Annotated in this window: 14 protein-coding genes; 10 read left to right on the top strand and 4 right to left on the bottom strand. The window is 65.4% G+C overall.

What is annotated here, in order from left to right; genetic code table 11:
* Nucleotides 1-382: 382 nt before the first annotated feature.
* Together K2O51_RS15240 and K2O51_RS15235 are read right to left on the bottom strand one after the other, a co-directional pair.
* Nucleotides 383-1,387, bottom strand: a complete 1,005-nt coding sequence (locus K2O51_RS15240) for a Bug family tripartite tricarboxylate transporter substrate binding protein (protein ID WP_220631307.1) — start codon at nucleotides 1,385-1,387, stop codon at nucleotides 383-385.
* Nucleotides 1,388-1,582: 195 nt separating this feature from the next.
* On the bottom strand, nucleotides 1,583-4,549 hold the full coding sequence (locus K2O51_RS15235; RefSeq protein ID WP_140950773.1) for a DEAD/DEAH box helicase: 2,967 nt from the start codon (nucleotides 4,547-4,549) through the stop codon (nucleotides 1,583-1,585).
* A gap of 227 nt (nucleotides 4,550-4,776) precedes the next feature.
* Here K2O51_RS15235 and K2O51_RS15230 point away from each other — a divergent pair, with 227 nt between their 5' ends.
* The 5 genes from K2O51_RS15230 to K2O51_RS15210 all read left to right on the top strand — a co-directional run bounded on the left by K2O51_RS15230 (nucleotide 4,777) and on the right by K2O51_RS15210 (nucleotide 8,304).
* On the top strand, nucleotides 4,777-4,971 hold the full coding sequence (locus K2O51_RS15230) for a zinc-finger domain-containing protein (protein WP_140950774.1): 195 nt from the start codon (nucleotides 4,777-4,779) through the stop codon (nucleotides 4,969-4,971).
* Between the two features lie 108 nt (nucleotides 4,972-5,079).
* A complete protein-coding gene (gene waaF, locus K2O51_RS15225) occupies nucleotides 5,080-6,102 on the top strand; it encodes a lipopolysaccharide heptosyltransferase II (RefSeq protein ID WP_011296734.1) in 1,023 nt (340 codons plus the stop codon).
* A 17-nt stretch (nucleotides 6,103-6,119) separates the two neighbouring features.
* The gene (locus K2O51_RS15220) at nucleotides 6,120-6,560 is read left to right on the top strand and encodes a YybH family protein (RefSeq protein WP_011296733.1); all 441 of its coding nucleotides are present in this window, start codon (nucleotides 6,120-6,122) and stop codon (nucleotides 6,558-6,560) included.
* Nucleotides 6,561-6,615: 55 nt separating this feature from the next.
* The gene (locus tag K2O51_RS15215; RefSeq protein ID WP_220631306.1) at nucleotides 6,616-7,683 is read left to right on the top strand and encodes a YheT family hydrolase; all 1,068 of its coding nucleotides are present in this window, start codon (nucleotides 6,616-6,618) and stop codon (nucleotides 7,681-7,683) included.
* Nucleotides 7,684-7,728: 45 nt separating this feature from the next.
* Nucleotides 7,729-8,304 carry a DUF2946 family protein gene (locus K2O51_RS15210; protein WP_220631305.1) on the top strand — a complete coding sequence of 192 codons (576 nt, stop codon included), beginning with the start codon at nucleotides 7,729-7,731 and terminating at the stop codon, nucleotides 8,302-8,304.
* A 9-nt stretch (nucleotides 8,305-8,313) separates the two neighbouring features.
* Here K2O51_RS15210 and K2O51_RS15205 read toward each other — a convergent pair whose 3' ends face one another.
* Nucleotides 8,314-10,098 carry a beta-barrel assembly-enhancing protease gene (locus K2O51_RS15205; protein ID WP_220631304.1) on the bottom strand — a complete coding sequence of 595 codons (1,785 nt, stop codon included), beginning with the start codon at nucleotides 10,096-10,098 and terminating at the stop codon, nucleotides 8,314-8,316.
* Nucleotides 10,099-10,170: 72 nt separating this feature from the next.
* Between K2O51_RS15205 and moaC the strand changes: the two genes are divergently transcribed.
* The gene (gene moaC / locus K2O51_RS15200) at nucleotides 10,171-10,656 is read left to right on the top strand and encodes a cyclic pyranopterin monophosphate synthase MoaC (protein WP_011296729.1); all 486 of its coding nucleotides are present in this window, start codon (nucleotides 10,171-10,173) and stop codon (nucleotides 10,654-10,656) included.
* A 43-nt stretch (nucleotides 10,657-10,699) separates the two neighbouring features.
* Here the strand turns inward: moaC and K2O51_RS15195 are convergent, their stop codons facing one another.
* Complete coding sequence (locus K2O51_RS15195) at nucleotides 10,700-11,755, bottom strand: GGDEF domain-containing protein (RefSeq protein ID WP_342394104.1); 1,056 nt, start codon at nucleotides 11,753-11,755, stop codon at nucleotides 10,700-10,702.
* Nucleotides 11,756-11,824: 69 nt separating this feature from the next.
* Here K2O51_RS15195 and K2O51_RS15190 point away from each other — a divergent pair, with 69 nt between their 5' ends.
* The 4 genes from K2O51_RS15190 to K2O51_RS15175 all read left to right on the top strand — a co-directional run bounded on the left by K2O51_RS15190 (nucleotide 11,825) and on the right by K2O51_RS15175 (nucleotide 15,069).
* Entirely contained in the window at nucleotides 11,825-13,141 is a 1,317-nt protein-coding gene (locus tag K2O51_RS15190) for a restriction endonuclease (protein WP_245001912.1), read from the top strand.
* Nucleotides 13,142-13,175: 34 nt separating this feature from the next.
* Nucleotides 13,176-13,742 (top strand): cold shock domain-containing protein, encoded by a 567-nt coding sequence (locus tag K2O51_RS15185; protein ID WP_166486978.1) that lies wholly within the window; start codon nucleotides 13,176-13,178, stop codon nucleotides 13,740-13,742.
* Nucleotides 13,743-14,053: 311 nt separating this feature from the next.
* On the top strand, nucleotides 14,054-14,542 hold the full coding sequence (locus tag K2O51_RS15180; RefSeq protein ID WP_220631303.1) for a hypothetical protein: 489 nt from the start codon (nucleotides 14,054-14,056) through the stop codon (nucleotides 14,540-14,542).
* A complete protein-coding gene (locus K2O51_RS15175) occupies nucleotides 14,539-15,069 on the top strand; it encodes a YMGG-like glycine zipper-containing protein (protein WP_220631302.1) in 531 nt (176 codons plus the stop codon). The genes K2O51_RS15180 and K2O51_RS15175 overlap by 4 nt, the downstream gene beginning before the upstream one ends.
* The last annotated feature ends 10 nt before the right edge of the window (nucleotides 15,070-15,079 follow it).

The raw sequence follows: 15,079 nt of genomic DNA, 5'->3' as shown, positions 1-15,079 counted from the left end.
CAGCCAATCATGAAGACATTCTTTGCGAAAACCATACTCTTCATCATCGGCTTTGGCCTGGGTTGCCTGATTGACCTCGGGCCGACGTATGTCGCAGGAGTATTGAAGCTCCACTCCTGTGCCGAAGACTGTCCGACGTGGGTCCGGGTCTACGCCATCGTGGCCCCCCTTCGCTGCAGGCGCGGTGATGGCGTTGGGTCGGTCCGTGGGACAGCGGGCACTCTGGCTCCTGTGCATTGCGCTTCTTCCGCTCTCCTTGCTTCCCCTCGACTCTTTACGCCACGGCAAGCTGTGGAAGCAGATCTACCTCTATTTGTCTTAGCCGTGCACGCAGCGCCCGACGCGCCCGCACCTTCGCGGGCGCGTCTCGTTCAAACCCCGATCAATCGATCGACGCCCCAACCGTCTTCACCACGCCCGCCCACTTCTGGCGGTCCGCCTTCACCGTAGCCTTGAACTGATCGACGGTCTCCACGCGCGGCGTGTTGCCGGCATCGATCAGCTTCTGGCGAATCGCCGGGTTTTCCAGCGCAACTTTCACCGCGTCATTGATCTTGCGCGCGATCTTCGGGTCCAGGCCCTTCGGACCGAAGAAGCCAAACCAGATCGTGCTGTTGAAGCCGGGCAGGCCGCTTTCGGCAATGGCCGGCACTTCAGGAATGACCGGCACGCGCTTGTTCGTGCTCACGCCAAGCAAGCGCACCTTGCCCGCGCGATATTGCGGCAGCACGCTCTGGACCTGGTTGAAGATGCAGCAGACCTCGCCCTTGAGCACGGCCTGCAGTGCGTCGGGGCCGCCCTTGTACGGCACGTGGACCATGTCGAGACCCGCACGTGCGTTGAACTCGGCGAACGCCAAATGCGTGCCCGTGCCGTTGCCCGTCGACGCGTAGTTGTACTTGCCCGGATTGGCCTTGATCTTCTCGATGAACTCCTTGACCGACTTCACATCGATCACGGCCGGGTTGATAGTCAGCACGTTCGAGACTTCGACCAGCGGCGCGATCGGCGTGAAATCGGCGTCGGCATCGAACGGCAGGGTCTTGTACAGCGCCGGGTTGATGCCGTGCGTGGCGGCCGTGCCGAGCAGCAGTGTGTAGCCGTCCGGCTTGGCGTGGGCCACGACTTCCGAGGCCACGTTGCCGCCCGCGCCCGGACGGTAGTCGTAGATGATGGTCGTCTTGAGCGACTTCTGCAGCGATTCCTGCAGCGTGCGGCCCACCATGTCCACACCGGAGCCCGCGGTGAAACCCATCAGGATGGTCACCGGCTGCGTCGGCCATTCGCCTTGTGCAAGCGCGGGCGCGGCAATGGCGCAGGCCGCGGCGAGGCCAGCGGTCAGTTTGAGTGCGGAGCGGAAGGACAAACGCAGGGGCAGGCGGGACATAGGGGCACCGTCGTGGAAAGTGAAGGACAACGGCGCCATTACCATCTGCAGGGACGACGCCATCACGGGCCAGGGTCTTGGCGCCCTGGGCCAAGACCACACGATAGCAATGTTCGCGGCAAAACCAAACGACCGAGTTCACTTGAAGGTATGCCGCGCCGGCATATGGTGTGATCAGTCGTATCGCGGCAACGCTCAGCGCCGCAGCAGCCCGACCAGTTCATCCACGTCGGGCAGCGGTGCGCCGATGCCCGACGCGGCTTCGTCATCGGCATCGAGCAAGCCGTCGGCCAGCGCGCGCTTGTCCTTGTGCAGTTCGACGATACGCTCCTCGATGGTCCCCGCGGTGATGAGCCGGTACACGGTAACGGGACGCTGCTGGCCGATACGATGGGCGCGGCCCATGGCCTGGTCTTCCGCGGCCGGATTCCACCACGGATCGGCGATGATCACGTAGTCGGCCGCCGTCAGGTTCAGGCCGAAACCACCGGCCTTCAGGCTGATCAGGAAGACATCGCCCTCGCCCGCCTGGAACGCGGCCACGCGCCGTGTGCGTTCGGCAGCTGGCGTGGCGCCGTCCAGGTACTGCAGCGCGAGTCCCGCTTGTTCGATGCCCTGCCTGAGCAATTGCAGGAAATCCACGAACTGGCTGAACACCAGCACCTTGTGGCCATTGGCCGCGAGTTCGCCGGCAAGGTCGACAAAGGTCCGCACCTTGGCGCCTGCCTGACCCACCTCCGGCGTCACGAGCCGCGCATCGCAGGCCGCGCGACGCAGCCGCATCAGTTGCGCGAGCACGTGGATGCGGGCCTCCGCCTGAAACTGGGCCTGTGCCACTGCCCTCGCGCGCGCGCCCTCGGGAGCGCCGCGCGTAGCCTTGCGCGCAGCTTCGACGCGTGCGAGCGCAGCTTCGGCCTGGGACTGCGCCTGCCGTCGCAATGCCTCGTAGTGCGCGGCCTCGACCGGTGCCGGCTCGACGCGGATGACAAGTTCGGTGCGCGGCGGCAGTTCGTCGAGCACCTGCGCCTTGGTCCGGCGCAGCACGAAGGGCGCGATCATGCGCCCCAGCCGCTGACGGACTTCTCGTGCGCCACTGCGCTCGATGGGGTTCGCGAAATGCTCGTTGAAGCGGGCCAGCGAGCCGAGCAAGCCCGGGTTGCAGAAACGCATGACCGACCAGAGTTCGGCCAGCCGGTTTTCGATGGGCGTGCCCGAAAGCACCATGCGGAATCCCGATGGCAGATCGAACAATGCCTGCGCACGGCGCGATGCGGCGTTCTTGATCGCCTGCGCTTCGTCGGCCACTACCGTGTGCCACTCGCGCGCGCAGAATGCCTGGCGCGCCTGCTGCAGCAGCGTGTACGAGACGATGACGAGATCGCCTGCGCCCGCCTGGGCCAGCAGGGCTTCGCGCTCGCCTTCGGCATAGACGTGCACATTGAGCGTCGGCGCGAAGCGTCGCGCTTCAGCGGCCCAGTTGCCGCAGACCGAAGTCGGCGCGATCACCAGGCCCGCGCCGCCGCCCGCGCGCGCCAGCAGCACCGCCAGTGCCTGCAGCGTCTTGCCGAGGCCCATGTCGTCGGCAAGACAAGCGCCGAGGCCTGCGGAGGCCAGCGTCATCGCCCAGCGGTAGCCGTCGTACTGGTAGGGTCGCAGCTCGGCGGCCAGATTCGGCGGGAGCGTGATATCGGTCTCTCGCGCGGTCCGCAATCGTGCCAGCCGCTGGCGGAAATGCGCATCAGGATCGACCCCCGCGCCGGCCAGCACATCGTCGAGCCATGGCGTAGCCATCAACGGGACGCGGATACCATCGGGGACCTGGTCGGCAACACTGGCCAGATCGCGTAGGCGGCCCCGCAGCGTGCGCGTGAGCGCAATGTACACGCCCTGCCCCATCGGCACGAAACGGCCCGCGTGGCTGCTGGTCCAGTCGATCAGCTTGCCGAGTTCCAGCACGAGCCCTTCGGCCACACGCAGCTCGCCAACCAGCCGGTACCACGTGTTGCGCGTTTCGACCGTCACGCTGAGTTGCGGCAGGTCGGCGGCGACCACGCGCATCTCCTTGCCGCGCGGCCACTCGAGCGCCTGCACGCCGGCCAGGCGCGGCAGCGCTTCGACCACGGCCAATGCGTCCTCGGGATCGTCAAGCACCCAGCTATGCTCGCCATCGGGCGGAGCCAGCGGGACGAGAAACGGCAGTTCGGCAAATACCTCGGCCACGTTCGCCAGTTCGGCATCGAGATCGCGCTGCGTCGCGAGCGTTTCGCCGCGCACGGTGGCCATCAGCCGCTCGCGGCCCGCGCCGGGCGCCAGACGTGGACCGAGCGGTCCGAGTGGCGTGACCACGAGCCGCAGCGCGATGCCGCGTCCATGCGGCGCCACCTCGGCGCGCAGCCGCGCTTCGGGCTCCAGTTCGCGCACGGCGCCGGTCGGGTCGGCCTCGACCTGGAAGTGCCCCGCCAGCGCGCGCAGCGTGCGGTCAAGTTGCGCGCGGCCGGCTTCGGGAATCGAAAGGCCATCGGCAACGAGCTGCGCGGCGCCTAGTTGCGCCGGCGTAAAGCGGATGACGCGCAACCGCTGCGGGCCATCACGCAGCACCGTGATATGGCGCAGCGCCTCGGCATCCTGGCGTGCCGCCGCCGGCAGGTAGGCTTCCATCGCGGGCGCTTCGCGCAGCGGCGGGTAGATCCGCAGCAGGTAACGGCCGTCGGTATGCACGGCTTCGAGCGCTGGCGTGCCTTCGGTCACTTCCAGCACCTGTTCCGGCGAACGGGCCAGCACGACCGCGGGGTGGCCCACCAGCGCCGCGATGGCGGCTGCGCGATCGAGCACATAGCGCCGGTTGTGCGACTGGTCGCGCCGGATGGCATGCGCCACGCGTGTATCCCATGCTGGCAGTTGCCCGTCCTCCGCCACGCGCGCCAAGGGCACCGGGCGCGGCTTGCCCCAACCGCGCGCGCCGCGGACCTGCTCCAGCGGCTCGATGGCGCCGACGGCACCGTCGGCGTCCAGGGTCAGTGCCCACAGCAGGCGGCGATCCGTTGCAATGCCCACGCCCTCAGCGCCCGCCGCCAGCCCTTGCAGGGCTTCCAGTGCCTGTTGCCAGGCGGGAAGGCTGCTGCCGGGGGCAGCATCGGAGCCGGGAAGGGTGGCGGATTGCACAGAAACAGGTCCGGAATCAGGAAATTGGGGAAGAACGACGCGAAAGCGGGCATTTTAGACCGCCTTTCGCGAGTTGCCGCGTTGGCACCCATGCCCCCGCAGCTTACAATGTATGCTTTTGCCGCACCCCGGATATCCGGCGGAACCGGCAAGCCAGACAAGAAGCGGCTGACGCCCGGCAAGGCGGCAGCACGACCGAATCCCGAAGCACGACACCCCGCAACACCATGACGCAAACCGCCACCATCGTCGAAATCGGCGCCGAAGACATTCCCCTGCACTGCCCCACGGCCAACACGCCGGCGTGGAACTACCATCCGCGCGTGTTCCTGGACGTGGTCGACACCGGCGAAGCCAAGTGCCCGTACTGCGGCACCGTGTACAAGCTCAAGCCGGGCACCGTGCTGAAGGGCCACCACTGAGCGGCCCACACGCTCCTGCAGCACTCCGACGCTCCGGGCCGCCTGGCGGCGCCCCGGGGCGTTGGCATTTCCGCCCGCCACTGACGGCGGGCAAGCTTCGCCCCACTCATGAAAAAAGCCCTCGTCATCGCCCCTGACCGGATCAGCGACGCCCTGATGGCCCAGCCGCTGCTCGGGCTGCTCAAGGCGCGCCATCCGCGGCTGGTCATCGACGCCCTTGCACCCAAATGGGTCGGCCCGGTGCTGGCGCGCATGCCGGAGATGGGCAGGGTCTTCCCGAGCGACCTGACGCACGGGAAGCTGCAGCTTTCGGCACGGTTCATGTTCGCCCAGCAGCTCAAGAACGAAGGCTACGACATGGCCTACGTGCTGCCGGATTCGCTCAAGTCGGCGCTGATTCCGTGGCTGGCAGGCATTCCGCTGCGCGTCGGCTATCGCGGCGAGTCTCGCTTTGGCATGCTGAACGTGCGCCATGCCAACCCGCCGCGCAACGGCCGCCCGGTCATGGCCGAGCATTACGCGCGCCTGGCGCTGCGGCCCGGCGCAAAGCCGCCGGCGGAATTGCCCGAACCGCGCCTGCGTACCGATGCCGTCCGGATCGCCGCCACGGCCGAGCGCTTCGGCATCCCGCCGCAGACACGCGTGATCGCGTTCTGCCCGGGCGCTGGCTTCGGCCCCGCCCGTCGCTGGCCTGCCGCGCATTTCGCGAAGCTCGCACAGATGCTGAGGCGCTCGTACCCGTATGCCCAGATGATCACGCTGGGCGCGGCCGCCGATGCGGACGCCGCTGCGGAGATCACGAGCGAAGCGCCGTTCGTGCGCAACCTGTGCGGCAAGACTTCGCTCGACGATGCCATCGACCTGCTCGCGCTGTCCGAAGCGGCCGTATGCAACGACACCGGCCTCATGCACATCGCCGCGGCGCTGAACCGCCCGCAAGTTGCGGTGTTCGGCTCGAGCGATCCGCGCCAGACGCCGCCCCTGTCACAGGCAGCGAGTATCATGTGGCTGCAACTCGAATGCAGTCCGTGCCTCAAACACGAGTGTCCCCTGGGACACATGCGCTGCCTGAAGGACATCGAGCCCGAAATGGTGTTCGTTGAACTGCGCAAGCTGCTGCACCGGCCCTGACCCCTGAAATCGCGACCATGCCCCGTTTTGCCCGTCTGTTCGATTCCGCGGAAGACATTGTCCAGGCCTTCCGCGAGGCCATGAAACTGCGCGATGCCGACGGCGCGCTGCGACTGTGGCTCGACGAAGACTCGGTCACCTGCGTGATGCCTGACGGGCAGCGCCTGATCGGCCATGAACACCTGCGCCAGGCGTTCTCGCAATTGCTCGAAGAGCAGCCGGTGCTGATCGATGCGATCGAGACCAGCAGCCATGCGTCGCTGGGCGTATCGATCTTCGACGTGACCGAGGCCCTGCGCTTCGGCACGGACCGCGTCGAGGCCGACCTGTACGTGCACACGACATACGTGCTGATGCAAAACCATGAGGGCTGGCGCCTCGCGCATATCCACTGCAGCCCGGCCAACGCCGTGCAGGTAGCCACCGTGGCCGCTGCCCCGGGGCAGGCCCTGCACTGAACGCAACACAGGCTCCGGGCCGTCGCGCCCGGCCCTTCGCACGACCGATGCCGGCATGACGCAGCTTCCGCACCATCGCCTGCCATCCACCACCCAGGCCGACGCCACGGGCCACGCTTATGGCGACAGCATCGCCATGCCCTGGTGGCTGCGTGGCGGCCACGCCCAGACCATTATTCCCGCGCGCTTTACGCGCCGTCCGCCGCGCGTGCACTTTCGCCGCGAGCGCTGGGACACGCCCGACCAGGACTTCATCGACCTCGACTGGACCACGCACGCGGTCCATGACGGCTCGCCGCTGCTGGTGATGTTCCATGGGCTCGAAGGCGATTCCGGCAGCCACTACGCACAGGCGCTGATGCATGCACTGCGGCCACGCGGCTGGCAGGGCGTGATCCCACACTTCCGTGGCTGCTCGGGCGAGCTCAATCGCGCGCCGCGCTTCTATCATTCCGGCGATTCCGCCGAGATCCGCTGGGTACTCGAACGCCTGCGCCGCGAACACTGCGCGGGTGACCGCAAGATGCTGGTGGTCGGCATATCGCTGGGTGGCAACGCGTTGCTGCGCTACCTTGGCGAACAGGGCAGCACGGCCGACTTCGTGACAGCGGCCGCGTCGATCTCCGCGCCGCTGGACCTGGCCGCCGGCGGCGCTGCGCTGTCAGAAGGCTTCAACATGCTCTACACGCGCATGTTCCTGCAGACGCTCAAGCGCAAGTCGCTGGCCAAGCTCGAACAGTTTCCAGGCCTGTTCGACCGGGACACCATGCTGGCCAGCCGCGACCTGTACGCGTTCGACAACGTCGTCACCGCGCCGCTGCACGGCTTTCGCGATACCAACGACTACTGGAAGCGCGCCGCGAGCAAACCCGTGCTCGGCGAGATTGCCGTGCCGACGCTGGTGCTTAACGCGCGCAACGACCCGTTCCTGCCGGCCCGGCACCTGCCCGGCCCCGCCGACGTCAGTCCGCAGGTCTGGCTGGAGCAGCCCGAACACGGCGGCCACGTCGGCTTCATGACACCACCTGCCGGCCTGCTGGCACAGTTGCCGCTGCTGCCGTTCAGCGGGCATATCGAATGGCTGCCCGCGCGGATTCTGCGCTTCTTCGACAGCATGGCCTGAAGCCGGCACATCGCTGCGCGCCAAGCGCAACAAGGAGACACCACGATGGATGAATCAGTCCGGCAAGCGATGGCGCGCTGGCCCAATGTGCCCAACTGCTACGGCTGGCTTGCGCTTGATCGCCGCGGACAATGGCGCTTGCGCAATGAATTCGCGCAGGAGCACGACCTGTCGGGCGACCCCATCCGGCATGAAACGCTGATCGCATTCATCGCGCGCAACTACCTGCGCGACGAGCGCGGCGCGTGGTACTTCCAGAACGGACCGCAGCGCGTGTTCGTGTCGCTCGGCTATGCGCCGTGGATCGTGCGCCTGCATGAAGGCAAGCTGAGCACGACCACGCAGCGTGCGTTTGCCGTGCAGTCCTGTTTCGCCGACGAAGACGGCAATGTCGTTCTGGCCGGCACAATCGACGGGGAAGATGGCCTGCACGCAGCGCTGCTGCATGACCATGACCTCGATCTTTTCAGCGGCGCAAGCGAATGGCATGGCGATGCGTGCGGCGCGGATCTCGGCATCTTCCGTCACGACGGACGCGACATTCCGATCGAACCGATTGCCGCCGCCGAAGTCCCGAAGCGCTTCGGCTTCGTGCGCGATCCGCAGCCACCGGCCGCCTGACCGCGCCGCTCAGTTCGGCATGCCCTTGTTGTCCTGCTTTTCCTCGCGGTACTGGCGCTGGAGCTGGTGCAGGCGCGCATCGACTTCGGACAACGTGTAGAAATCGCCATCGCCGGCCTTGCGCGCGATCTGCAGCTGTTCGATCGCGGCCTGGTAGGCGCCGTCCATCGCATACTTCTCCGCCAGTGCCTGGTGCTGCTGCACCCGCTTGCCCTGTCCGGCATAGGCCCGCGCCAGCATTTCCCACCACTCGCTGCGCGTGGTTTCCTCCCGTGTGCGTTCGCGCAGGAACGTCACCGCCGCGTCGAACTGGCCAGTGCCGAGCAGCGTATCCGCATAGGCCAGCGCCACGGCGTGCGACAGCGGGAACGCCTTCATCGATGCCGTGGCCTGGCTCATCGCTTCGGGCAAGCGGCCCTGCTGGCGCGAGAGCTCGATCGCCATCACATCGAGCATGGGGCTACCCGACGTGGCCCCGGGAATGTTGCCGTACAGCCGGCGCGTTTCGGCCAGTTCCTGCTCGGCCGCCGGATAGCGGCCGAGGCGCTGCTCGACGAAGGCCAGGCCATAGTGCAGCGCCGGCGCGCGCAGCGCCGAGGCATTTGCCAGTTGCGAACGTATCGCCGCGCGCAGGTTCTGCAGTTCGCTGGGCGAGGTTTCCTGGATCACGCGGGCCCGCACGCGCGCGAACTCGTATTCGGGCGTATTGGGCACCTTGCGCGCCGACACGTGGCTGACGCGATCCTGCATGTCCGCAATCCGCTCGGAGGTGAGCGGGTGGGTCCGCACGTAGGACGGCACCGAATTCTCCGCCGTGCCCGACGCCCGCTGGAGCCGCTGGAAGAAATCCGGCATGCCCTGCGGATCGAAACCAGCCGCGGTCATGATCTGGAAGCCGACCCGGTCGGCCTCGCGCTCAGCCCCGCGCGAGAATGAAAGCTGGTTGGCGATGGCCGCGCCCTGCCCGCCCATCGCCAGCGCGGCGGCGGCGTCGGGACTGCGCGTGGCCGCGAGCCCCGCCAGCACCATCGAGGCCAGCGCGATCCACATCGACTGGTCCTGCTGCGTGATGCCGCGTGCGATATGGCGCTGCATCACGTGGCCAATTTCGTGGCCGAGCACCGACGCGAGTTCCGATTCGGTCTCCGACTGCACCAGCAGCCCGGTATGTACGCCGATATAGCCGCCCGGCAACGCGAACGCGTTGATGCTGCGGTCACGCACGGCAAAGAGGTCGAAACCCGTGGCAAAGGTCCCGGCACCAGTCGATCCCGAGATGTTCTGCCGCCGTGCGGCCTGCACCAGCCGATAGCCCAACGCATTCAGATAGTCGGACAGCAGCGGATCGGGCACATACTGGGGATCGCGCCGGATGTCACGGATGATGCGGTCGCCGAGGCGCTTTTCCATGTCGGGCGACAGCGCCGCGGTGGACGGATCGCCCATATCGGGCAATTGCACGCCGCCGGCATCGACAACGGCATTGTTGGTGCGCAGCCCGAACTCCGATTTCTGCCCTGCCCGCACGCTGCGGCTCAGGTTGTCGTAGACCTGATCGCTGGTTTCCACCGGCACGGTGGCCGCCTTGGCCGTGGTGCCGGATGGCGCAGCGGGCGCTGTTCCCTGCGGCCACGCCGGCGTCACCATGGTCAGCGCGATCACAGCAACCAGCGAACGGCGCCATGGCCCCGCATTTCGCGCGGAGCCATGTGATGCCGGGCCGGCAGGCATGGCGCCTTGCGGTCCGGAAAGGCCGGCGGCGCCTGGCCTGCGAAGCAATGGGGTCTTGGGCATGTTGCTATGATAGCGGCCTCCGCAACCCGTTCCCATCCGCGGTTGCACGCCCTTGCCGTACAGGATCCAGCCATGACGCAGCTCACCCATTTCGATACCGCCGGACAGGCCCACATGGTGGATGTCGGCGACAAGGCCAGCACGCACCGCGTGGCTGTGGCAACCGGCACCATCACGATGCTGCCCGACACGTTTGCGCTGGTGCGCGACGGCAACGCAAAAAAAGGCGACGTGCTGGGCATCGCGCGGGTCGCGGCGATCATGGCAACCAAGCGCACCGCCGACCTGATCCCGCTATGCCACCCGATCGGGCTGACCAAGGTCGCGGTGGACTTCGCGCTGGACGAGGCCGGCTCCAGCATTACCTGCACCGTCCGCACCGAAACGCGCGGGCAGACCGGCGTGGAGATGGAGGCGCTGACCGGCGTGCAGGTCGCGCTGCTCACCATCTATGACATGTGCAAGGCGGTGGACCGCGGCATGGTGATGGGCAATGTGAAGCTGCTGGAGAAGCACGGCGGGAAGTCGGGGGATTGGGTTTCCACACCGGCCGGCTAATGGTTCCATAAGCCTGGGTCTGCCCGGGCCGGCGGCCATGGCGTCATCCCGGCGCATCGGAGGCAGCCAGCACAAGAACATTGACGTCCTGTTCCCGCGATTTGCCGGGCCATTCCCGGAAGCGGATGCTGTTCCGGCCGGATGCCTTGGCTTCGTAAAGCAGCGCATCGGCGGCAGCGATCAACGACGTTTCGGTGACGTCACTTCCAACGGACGAGAAATCGACCGCCAGCACTCCAAAGCTGGCCGTCGCTTCGATGCTTCGGCCAGCGCCATCGATCGTCGGACTGCCCGCGATCGAAGTCCTGAGCCGCTCCGCCACATACGAGGCACCGTCCGGGCCCGTTTGCGGCAGGAGCAGCAGGAATTCTTCGCCGCCATAGCGGACCACGCTGTCCACGTGCCTGCGGGTGGTGGCCCGGAGAACGGCCGCGATGTGCTGCAGCACGGCGTCACCGGACTGGTGGCCATGCGTGTCGTTGATCGACTTGAAGTGGTCAATGTCACAGACCACCATGGTCAGCCAGTGCTGATACCGGCGCGCCCTCGCGATTTCCGTGGGGAGCAGCGTCTCATGCAGATGGCGTCGGTTGTAGCAATCGGTCAGATGGTCTCTCAGGGACACCTGCTTCAGGTCCATGAGGACGCGATATTCGTCTCGCCACAGGCGATGGTAACGACGCGCTGCTACGAGCCCGAAGCTGTTGGCAAGCAGCAATAGCATCGACATGGTCAGCGTACCGGCGGCCGGGCCCGTTCCTTTCTCCACCGCGACGAGAACGAACGCCGCCGTCGAGGCAATCGCGATGCCCTTTGCGATGATCAGCCGGTTAGGGATGAAGATGTAGACGACGATCAGCATGATGCACAGCGACATCCCATGCCACGGAATTTCACTGGGGCGGTACCAGACGATAAGCATGAAGGTGGTCATGCCCACGATCTCGGCGGCACTGGCAACGAACCAGAGACCCGCAATGGGCTCCTGCTGGTTGCGGATCAGGAACAAGCCCATGGTTGCGGTGATCGCGACCAGCATGCGCGCGGCGAACAGGATCAGCGCCTCGCGTCCATAGCCCAGCACCGCCACATCCGTCATGGCAAAGGCCAGATAGAAGACGGAGCAGAAAGTCAGTGTCAGGCGCAGGCTCGCCCGACTGCGATCCAGATGGTGGCGCTGGAACGCCAGTTCCGTTTCCGCGCTTCGGAACTCCAGGCGCAGCGGATCGATCGCGAATTCAGTGATGGAATCGAGATTCAAGGTAATGCAGGCAGTTCTGCGGCTGCCTTGCCATGTAAAGCGACTTCGATCATTGCAAGGTGCGGACCGCCCTCGAACATGCCGCTGAACTCGACGCTTTCAGCGGCGTGGGATTTTCCGGATGCCATGGAAAGTATCCATCAATCCATGTTTGTATCATTAGACATGCACGACGGGGGAGTAGCCACGACGTGGGGTGTTGGGTTGGAGCAACCGGCAAGCCCTGTTACTTCTGCTAGATTTGGCCTCAAACGATTTGAACAAAAACGAGGTAAATCAATGGGTCGGAGGAAAAGACAATCGCCTCTAAGCGAGGCTCTGCTGGATGCGCCATGGTCGGTTTCGGCTGCGTTGGCATTCGCCAGCTACATCGGGTTCCATGCCATTCTGCCCGCCTCGCTCGCCTCAAATCCATTCTTGATCGGCCTTGCCATGGTCAGCCGCTCCCTCGCATGGGTTCCGGCTGCGATATTCGGCTTTCTCGGGCTGCTGGCCTATCTGCGTGCACGAAAACGCCAAACGCAGGCCGGCAGGGTTCCTGGCGGCGCTGAACGCAGGGAGCGCACCTTACGAGCAGTTCCTGATCCCGGCTCCCTCGCCAATAAAACTCCCAAGGCGAAAGATCGGATCGGTGAGACACCCCCGGTTGTGCATCAGATGGCTCCCTCTGCAATACCGGAGGACTGGTCGCTGGATGCGCTCAGGCAACTGGAATGGAAGCGGTTTGAGACGCTTTGCGTGTGGTACTACGAGGCTATGGGGTTCGCTGTCAAAACGGTTCCCCATGGGGCCGACGGGGGTATCGATGCAACCCTGTACAAGGATGGGCTGCCGGCGCCGATCGCCGTCGTCCAATGCAAGGCATGGCGTTCACCAGTCAGGGTCGAACCGGTTCGGGCGCTTGGTGGAGTCATGCACTCGAACAAAGTGAAGAGGGGCGTGTTCTGGTCATTGACCGGGTACATCGGCCAGCCAGTGCAAACCTATGCCGCCGAGGCGGGCATCCAACTACTCGACGGCCCTGCCATCGTCGAGCGAATCCGCGCCCTGGACGCTGACAAGCAGATCAAGCTGCTTGCGCGAGCATTTGAAGGTGACTACCAGACGCCGACCTGTGCAGCCTGCGGCGTGAAGATGGTAGAGCGGCAACGTAGGGACGGTTCGTTCTGGGGTTGCCGTAACTACTCAAAGGGGTGCCGGTTCAAGCTTGCCCGCGCGGCGTAACTTCGCCCCCACAATGGCTGCACCCTCAAAACGCATGAACACACGCATCAGCGGCACCCTCAAAAGCTGGAACAAGGACAAGGGGTTCGGGTTTATTGCCCCGTCGAATGGTGGTCGGGACATCTTCGTTCATATTTCGGACTACCCGAGGCAGGGTGGCATGCCAAAGATTGGTGAGTCATTGACGTTCCTTGTCACGCTGAACCAGGACGGGAAGAATAAGGCCATCAACGTTCAACGGCCGGGGGTCCCTCTGACGGCACCATACCGAAGTCGTATGAAACCGCCGGCGCGCCAGGAAAAATCACTTGGATCTCGCCTGGTCGGATTGGTCACTGTTGCTGCACTTTGCGCTTTTGGATACAAGTACTTCGCCCCCAAGTCCGGCGCATCGGAAACTTTGTCCTTGGAGGCAAATATGGCCCCAATCTCGGCAGCGTCCACCGCATTCAGTTGTGATGGCAGGACACATTGTTCGCAAATGACCTCCTGCAGTGAAGCCAAGTTTTTCCTGAACAGCTGTCCAAACACTCAGATGGACGGCGATAGCGATGGCATACCCTGTGAATCCCAGTGGTGTACTAGCGCTTTTTCCAGATAGCGGTCGGGCGACTTCCGCCACTGTCGCGCAAATATCTGTATTAACACCCGGCCAAGGCAGTCGGCCGGGACGTGATGATGCACGGCCCGAGGCCTCGAAGTACCGTTGACGATGCCTCGATTCTTGCAACATCTTCCCAATGCGTACCGCCACCGCAGCGCACCGTAATAAAGGTAACGCTGCATTTCGCCAGCCGATGCGGCACCGCCGGCAGGCGTAAATTGGTATTCAATACCAATCAGGCCGGCATGGCCGGAAAGGCTGTTGCACTGCAGTGCCGCAGCCTGGAACCTTCGCAAAGGGTGGATTCCATGAACGGGCGCAAGCTTTGCCAGTTGGCGCTGGCCCTCGCGGCGGTCACCGCCACCGGCGCCGCGATTGCGGGCCGGGGCTACTACCATGGTGGTGGTTACCATGGCGGCGGCTACTATCACGGTGGCTACTATCACGGTGGCTACTATCACGGGTTCTACCCATCGGTGGGGGTGTACTTCGGGCCAGGCTGGTATGGTGGCTACCCATACGGCTATGGCTACCCATACCCGTACTACTATCCGCCTGCCGTCATGGCGGCGCCTGCATCGCCGCCGCAATACATCGAACAGGGTCCGAACGGTCCTGTGCCTGCGCCGGGGCCTGAACAGGCCGCCCCACAAACGCCGGACCAGGCGTGGTGGTACCACTGCAACCAGCCGGAAGGCTACTACCCGTATATCCATGCATGCCCGGGCGGCTGGCAGCGGGTGCCGGCACAGCCGCCATCCAGCTCCGAAGCACCTGAGTCGAGGATGTCATCATGAAGGCACGTGTCCAATCCGTCAGCCGCTCGCTCGTCGTAGCGATGTCCGCTGCGACGGTGGCATTGGGTGCCTGCGCCGTGCTGCCATCGGGCCCCTCCGTAACGGTTTTGCCCGGCACCGGCAAGACGTTTGACCAGTTCCGCGCCGATGACGGCAACTGCCGGCAGTACGCGTTCGGGCAGGTCGGCGGCGTCAGTTCGGCGCAGGCGGCGAATACCAGTGCTGTGGGCAGTACAGTGGTCGGTACCGCGCTGGGAGCGGCCGCGGGCGCAGCATTCGGCGGCGGCGAAGGCGCGGCCGTGGGTGCCGGCGTAGGCCTCCTGACCGGCGCAGCATTTGGGGCAAGCAATGCGCAGTACTCGGGCTACGGCACGCAGCACCAGTATGACGCGGCTTACCTCCAGTGCATGTATGCCAGCGGCCACCGCGTGCCGGTCTACGGCAACGTCTCAACGGTTACGCGGCCGGCGGCGTCGTACTACTACCCTCCGCCGCCTCCGCCGCCCGGCTACGTCAGGCCGTACTGACAACGCCGCC

It is taken from the genome of Cupriavidus pinatubonensis, assembly GCF_019602855.1.
Classification (GTDB): Bacteria; Pseudomonadota; Gammaproteobacteria; order Burkholderiales; family Burkholderiaceae; genus Cupriavidus; species Cupriavidus pinatubonensis.
This window is presented reverse-complemented; position numbering and strand designations above follow the sequence as displayed.

Excerpts from the sequence above, each read along its gene's own strand:
- K2O51_RS15240 (WP_220631307.1), bottom strand. The coding sequence starts at position 1,387 with ATGTCCCGCCTGCCCCTGCGTTTGTCCTTCCGCTCCGCACTCAAACTG.
- K2O51_RS15230 (WP_140950774.1), top strand. The coding sequence starts at position 4,777 with ATGACGCAAACCGCCACCATCGTCGAAATCGGCGCCGAAGACATTCCC.
- waaF (WP_011296734.1), top strand. The coding sequence starts at position 5,080 with ATGAAAAAAGCCCTCGTCATCGCCCCTGACCGGATCAGCGACGCCCTG.
- K2O51_RS15220 (WP_011296733.1), top strand. The coding sequence starts at position 6,120 with ATGCCCCGTTTTGCCCGTCTGTTCGATTCCGCGGAAGACATTGTCCAG.
- K2O51_RS15215 (WP_220631306.1), top strand. The coding sequence starts at position 6,616 with ATGACGCAGCTTCCGCACCATCGCCTGCCATCCACCACCCAGGCCGAC.
- K2O51_RS15210 (WP_220631305.1), top strand. The coding sequence starts at position 7,729 with ATGGATGAATCAGTCCGGCAAGCGATGGCGCGCTGGCCCAATGTGCCC.
- K2O51_RS15205 (WP_220631304.1), bottom strand. The coding sequence starts at position 10,098 with ATGCCCAAGACCCCATTGCTTCGCAGGCCAGGCGCCGCCGGCCTTTCC.
- moaC (WP_011296729.1), top strand. The coding sequence starts at position 10,171 with ATGACGCAGCTCACCCATTTCGATACCGCCGGACAGGCCCACATGGTG.
- K2O51_RS15195 (WP_342394104.1), bottom strand. The coding sequence starts at position 11,755 with ATGACGGATGTGGCGGTGCTGGGCTATGGACGCGAGGCGCTGATCCTG.
- K2O51_RS15190 (WP_245001912.1), top strand. The coding sequence starts at position 11,825 with ATGGTGGCGCTGGAACGCCAGTTCCGTTTCCGCGCTTCGGAACTCCAG.
- K2O51_RS15185 (WP_166486978.1), top strand. The coding sequence starts at position 13,176 with ATGAACACACGCATCAGCGGCACCCTCAAAAGCTGGAACAAGGACAAG.
- K2O51_RS15180 (WP_220631303.1), top strand. The coding sequence starts at position 14,054 with ATGAACGGGCGCAAGCTTTGCCAGTTGGCGCTGGCCCTCGCGGCGGTC.
- K2O51_RS15175 (WP_220631302.1), top strand. The coding sequence starts at position 14,539 with ATGAAGGCACGTGTCCAATCCGTCAGCCGCTCGCTCGTCGTAGCGATG.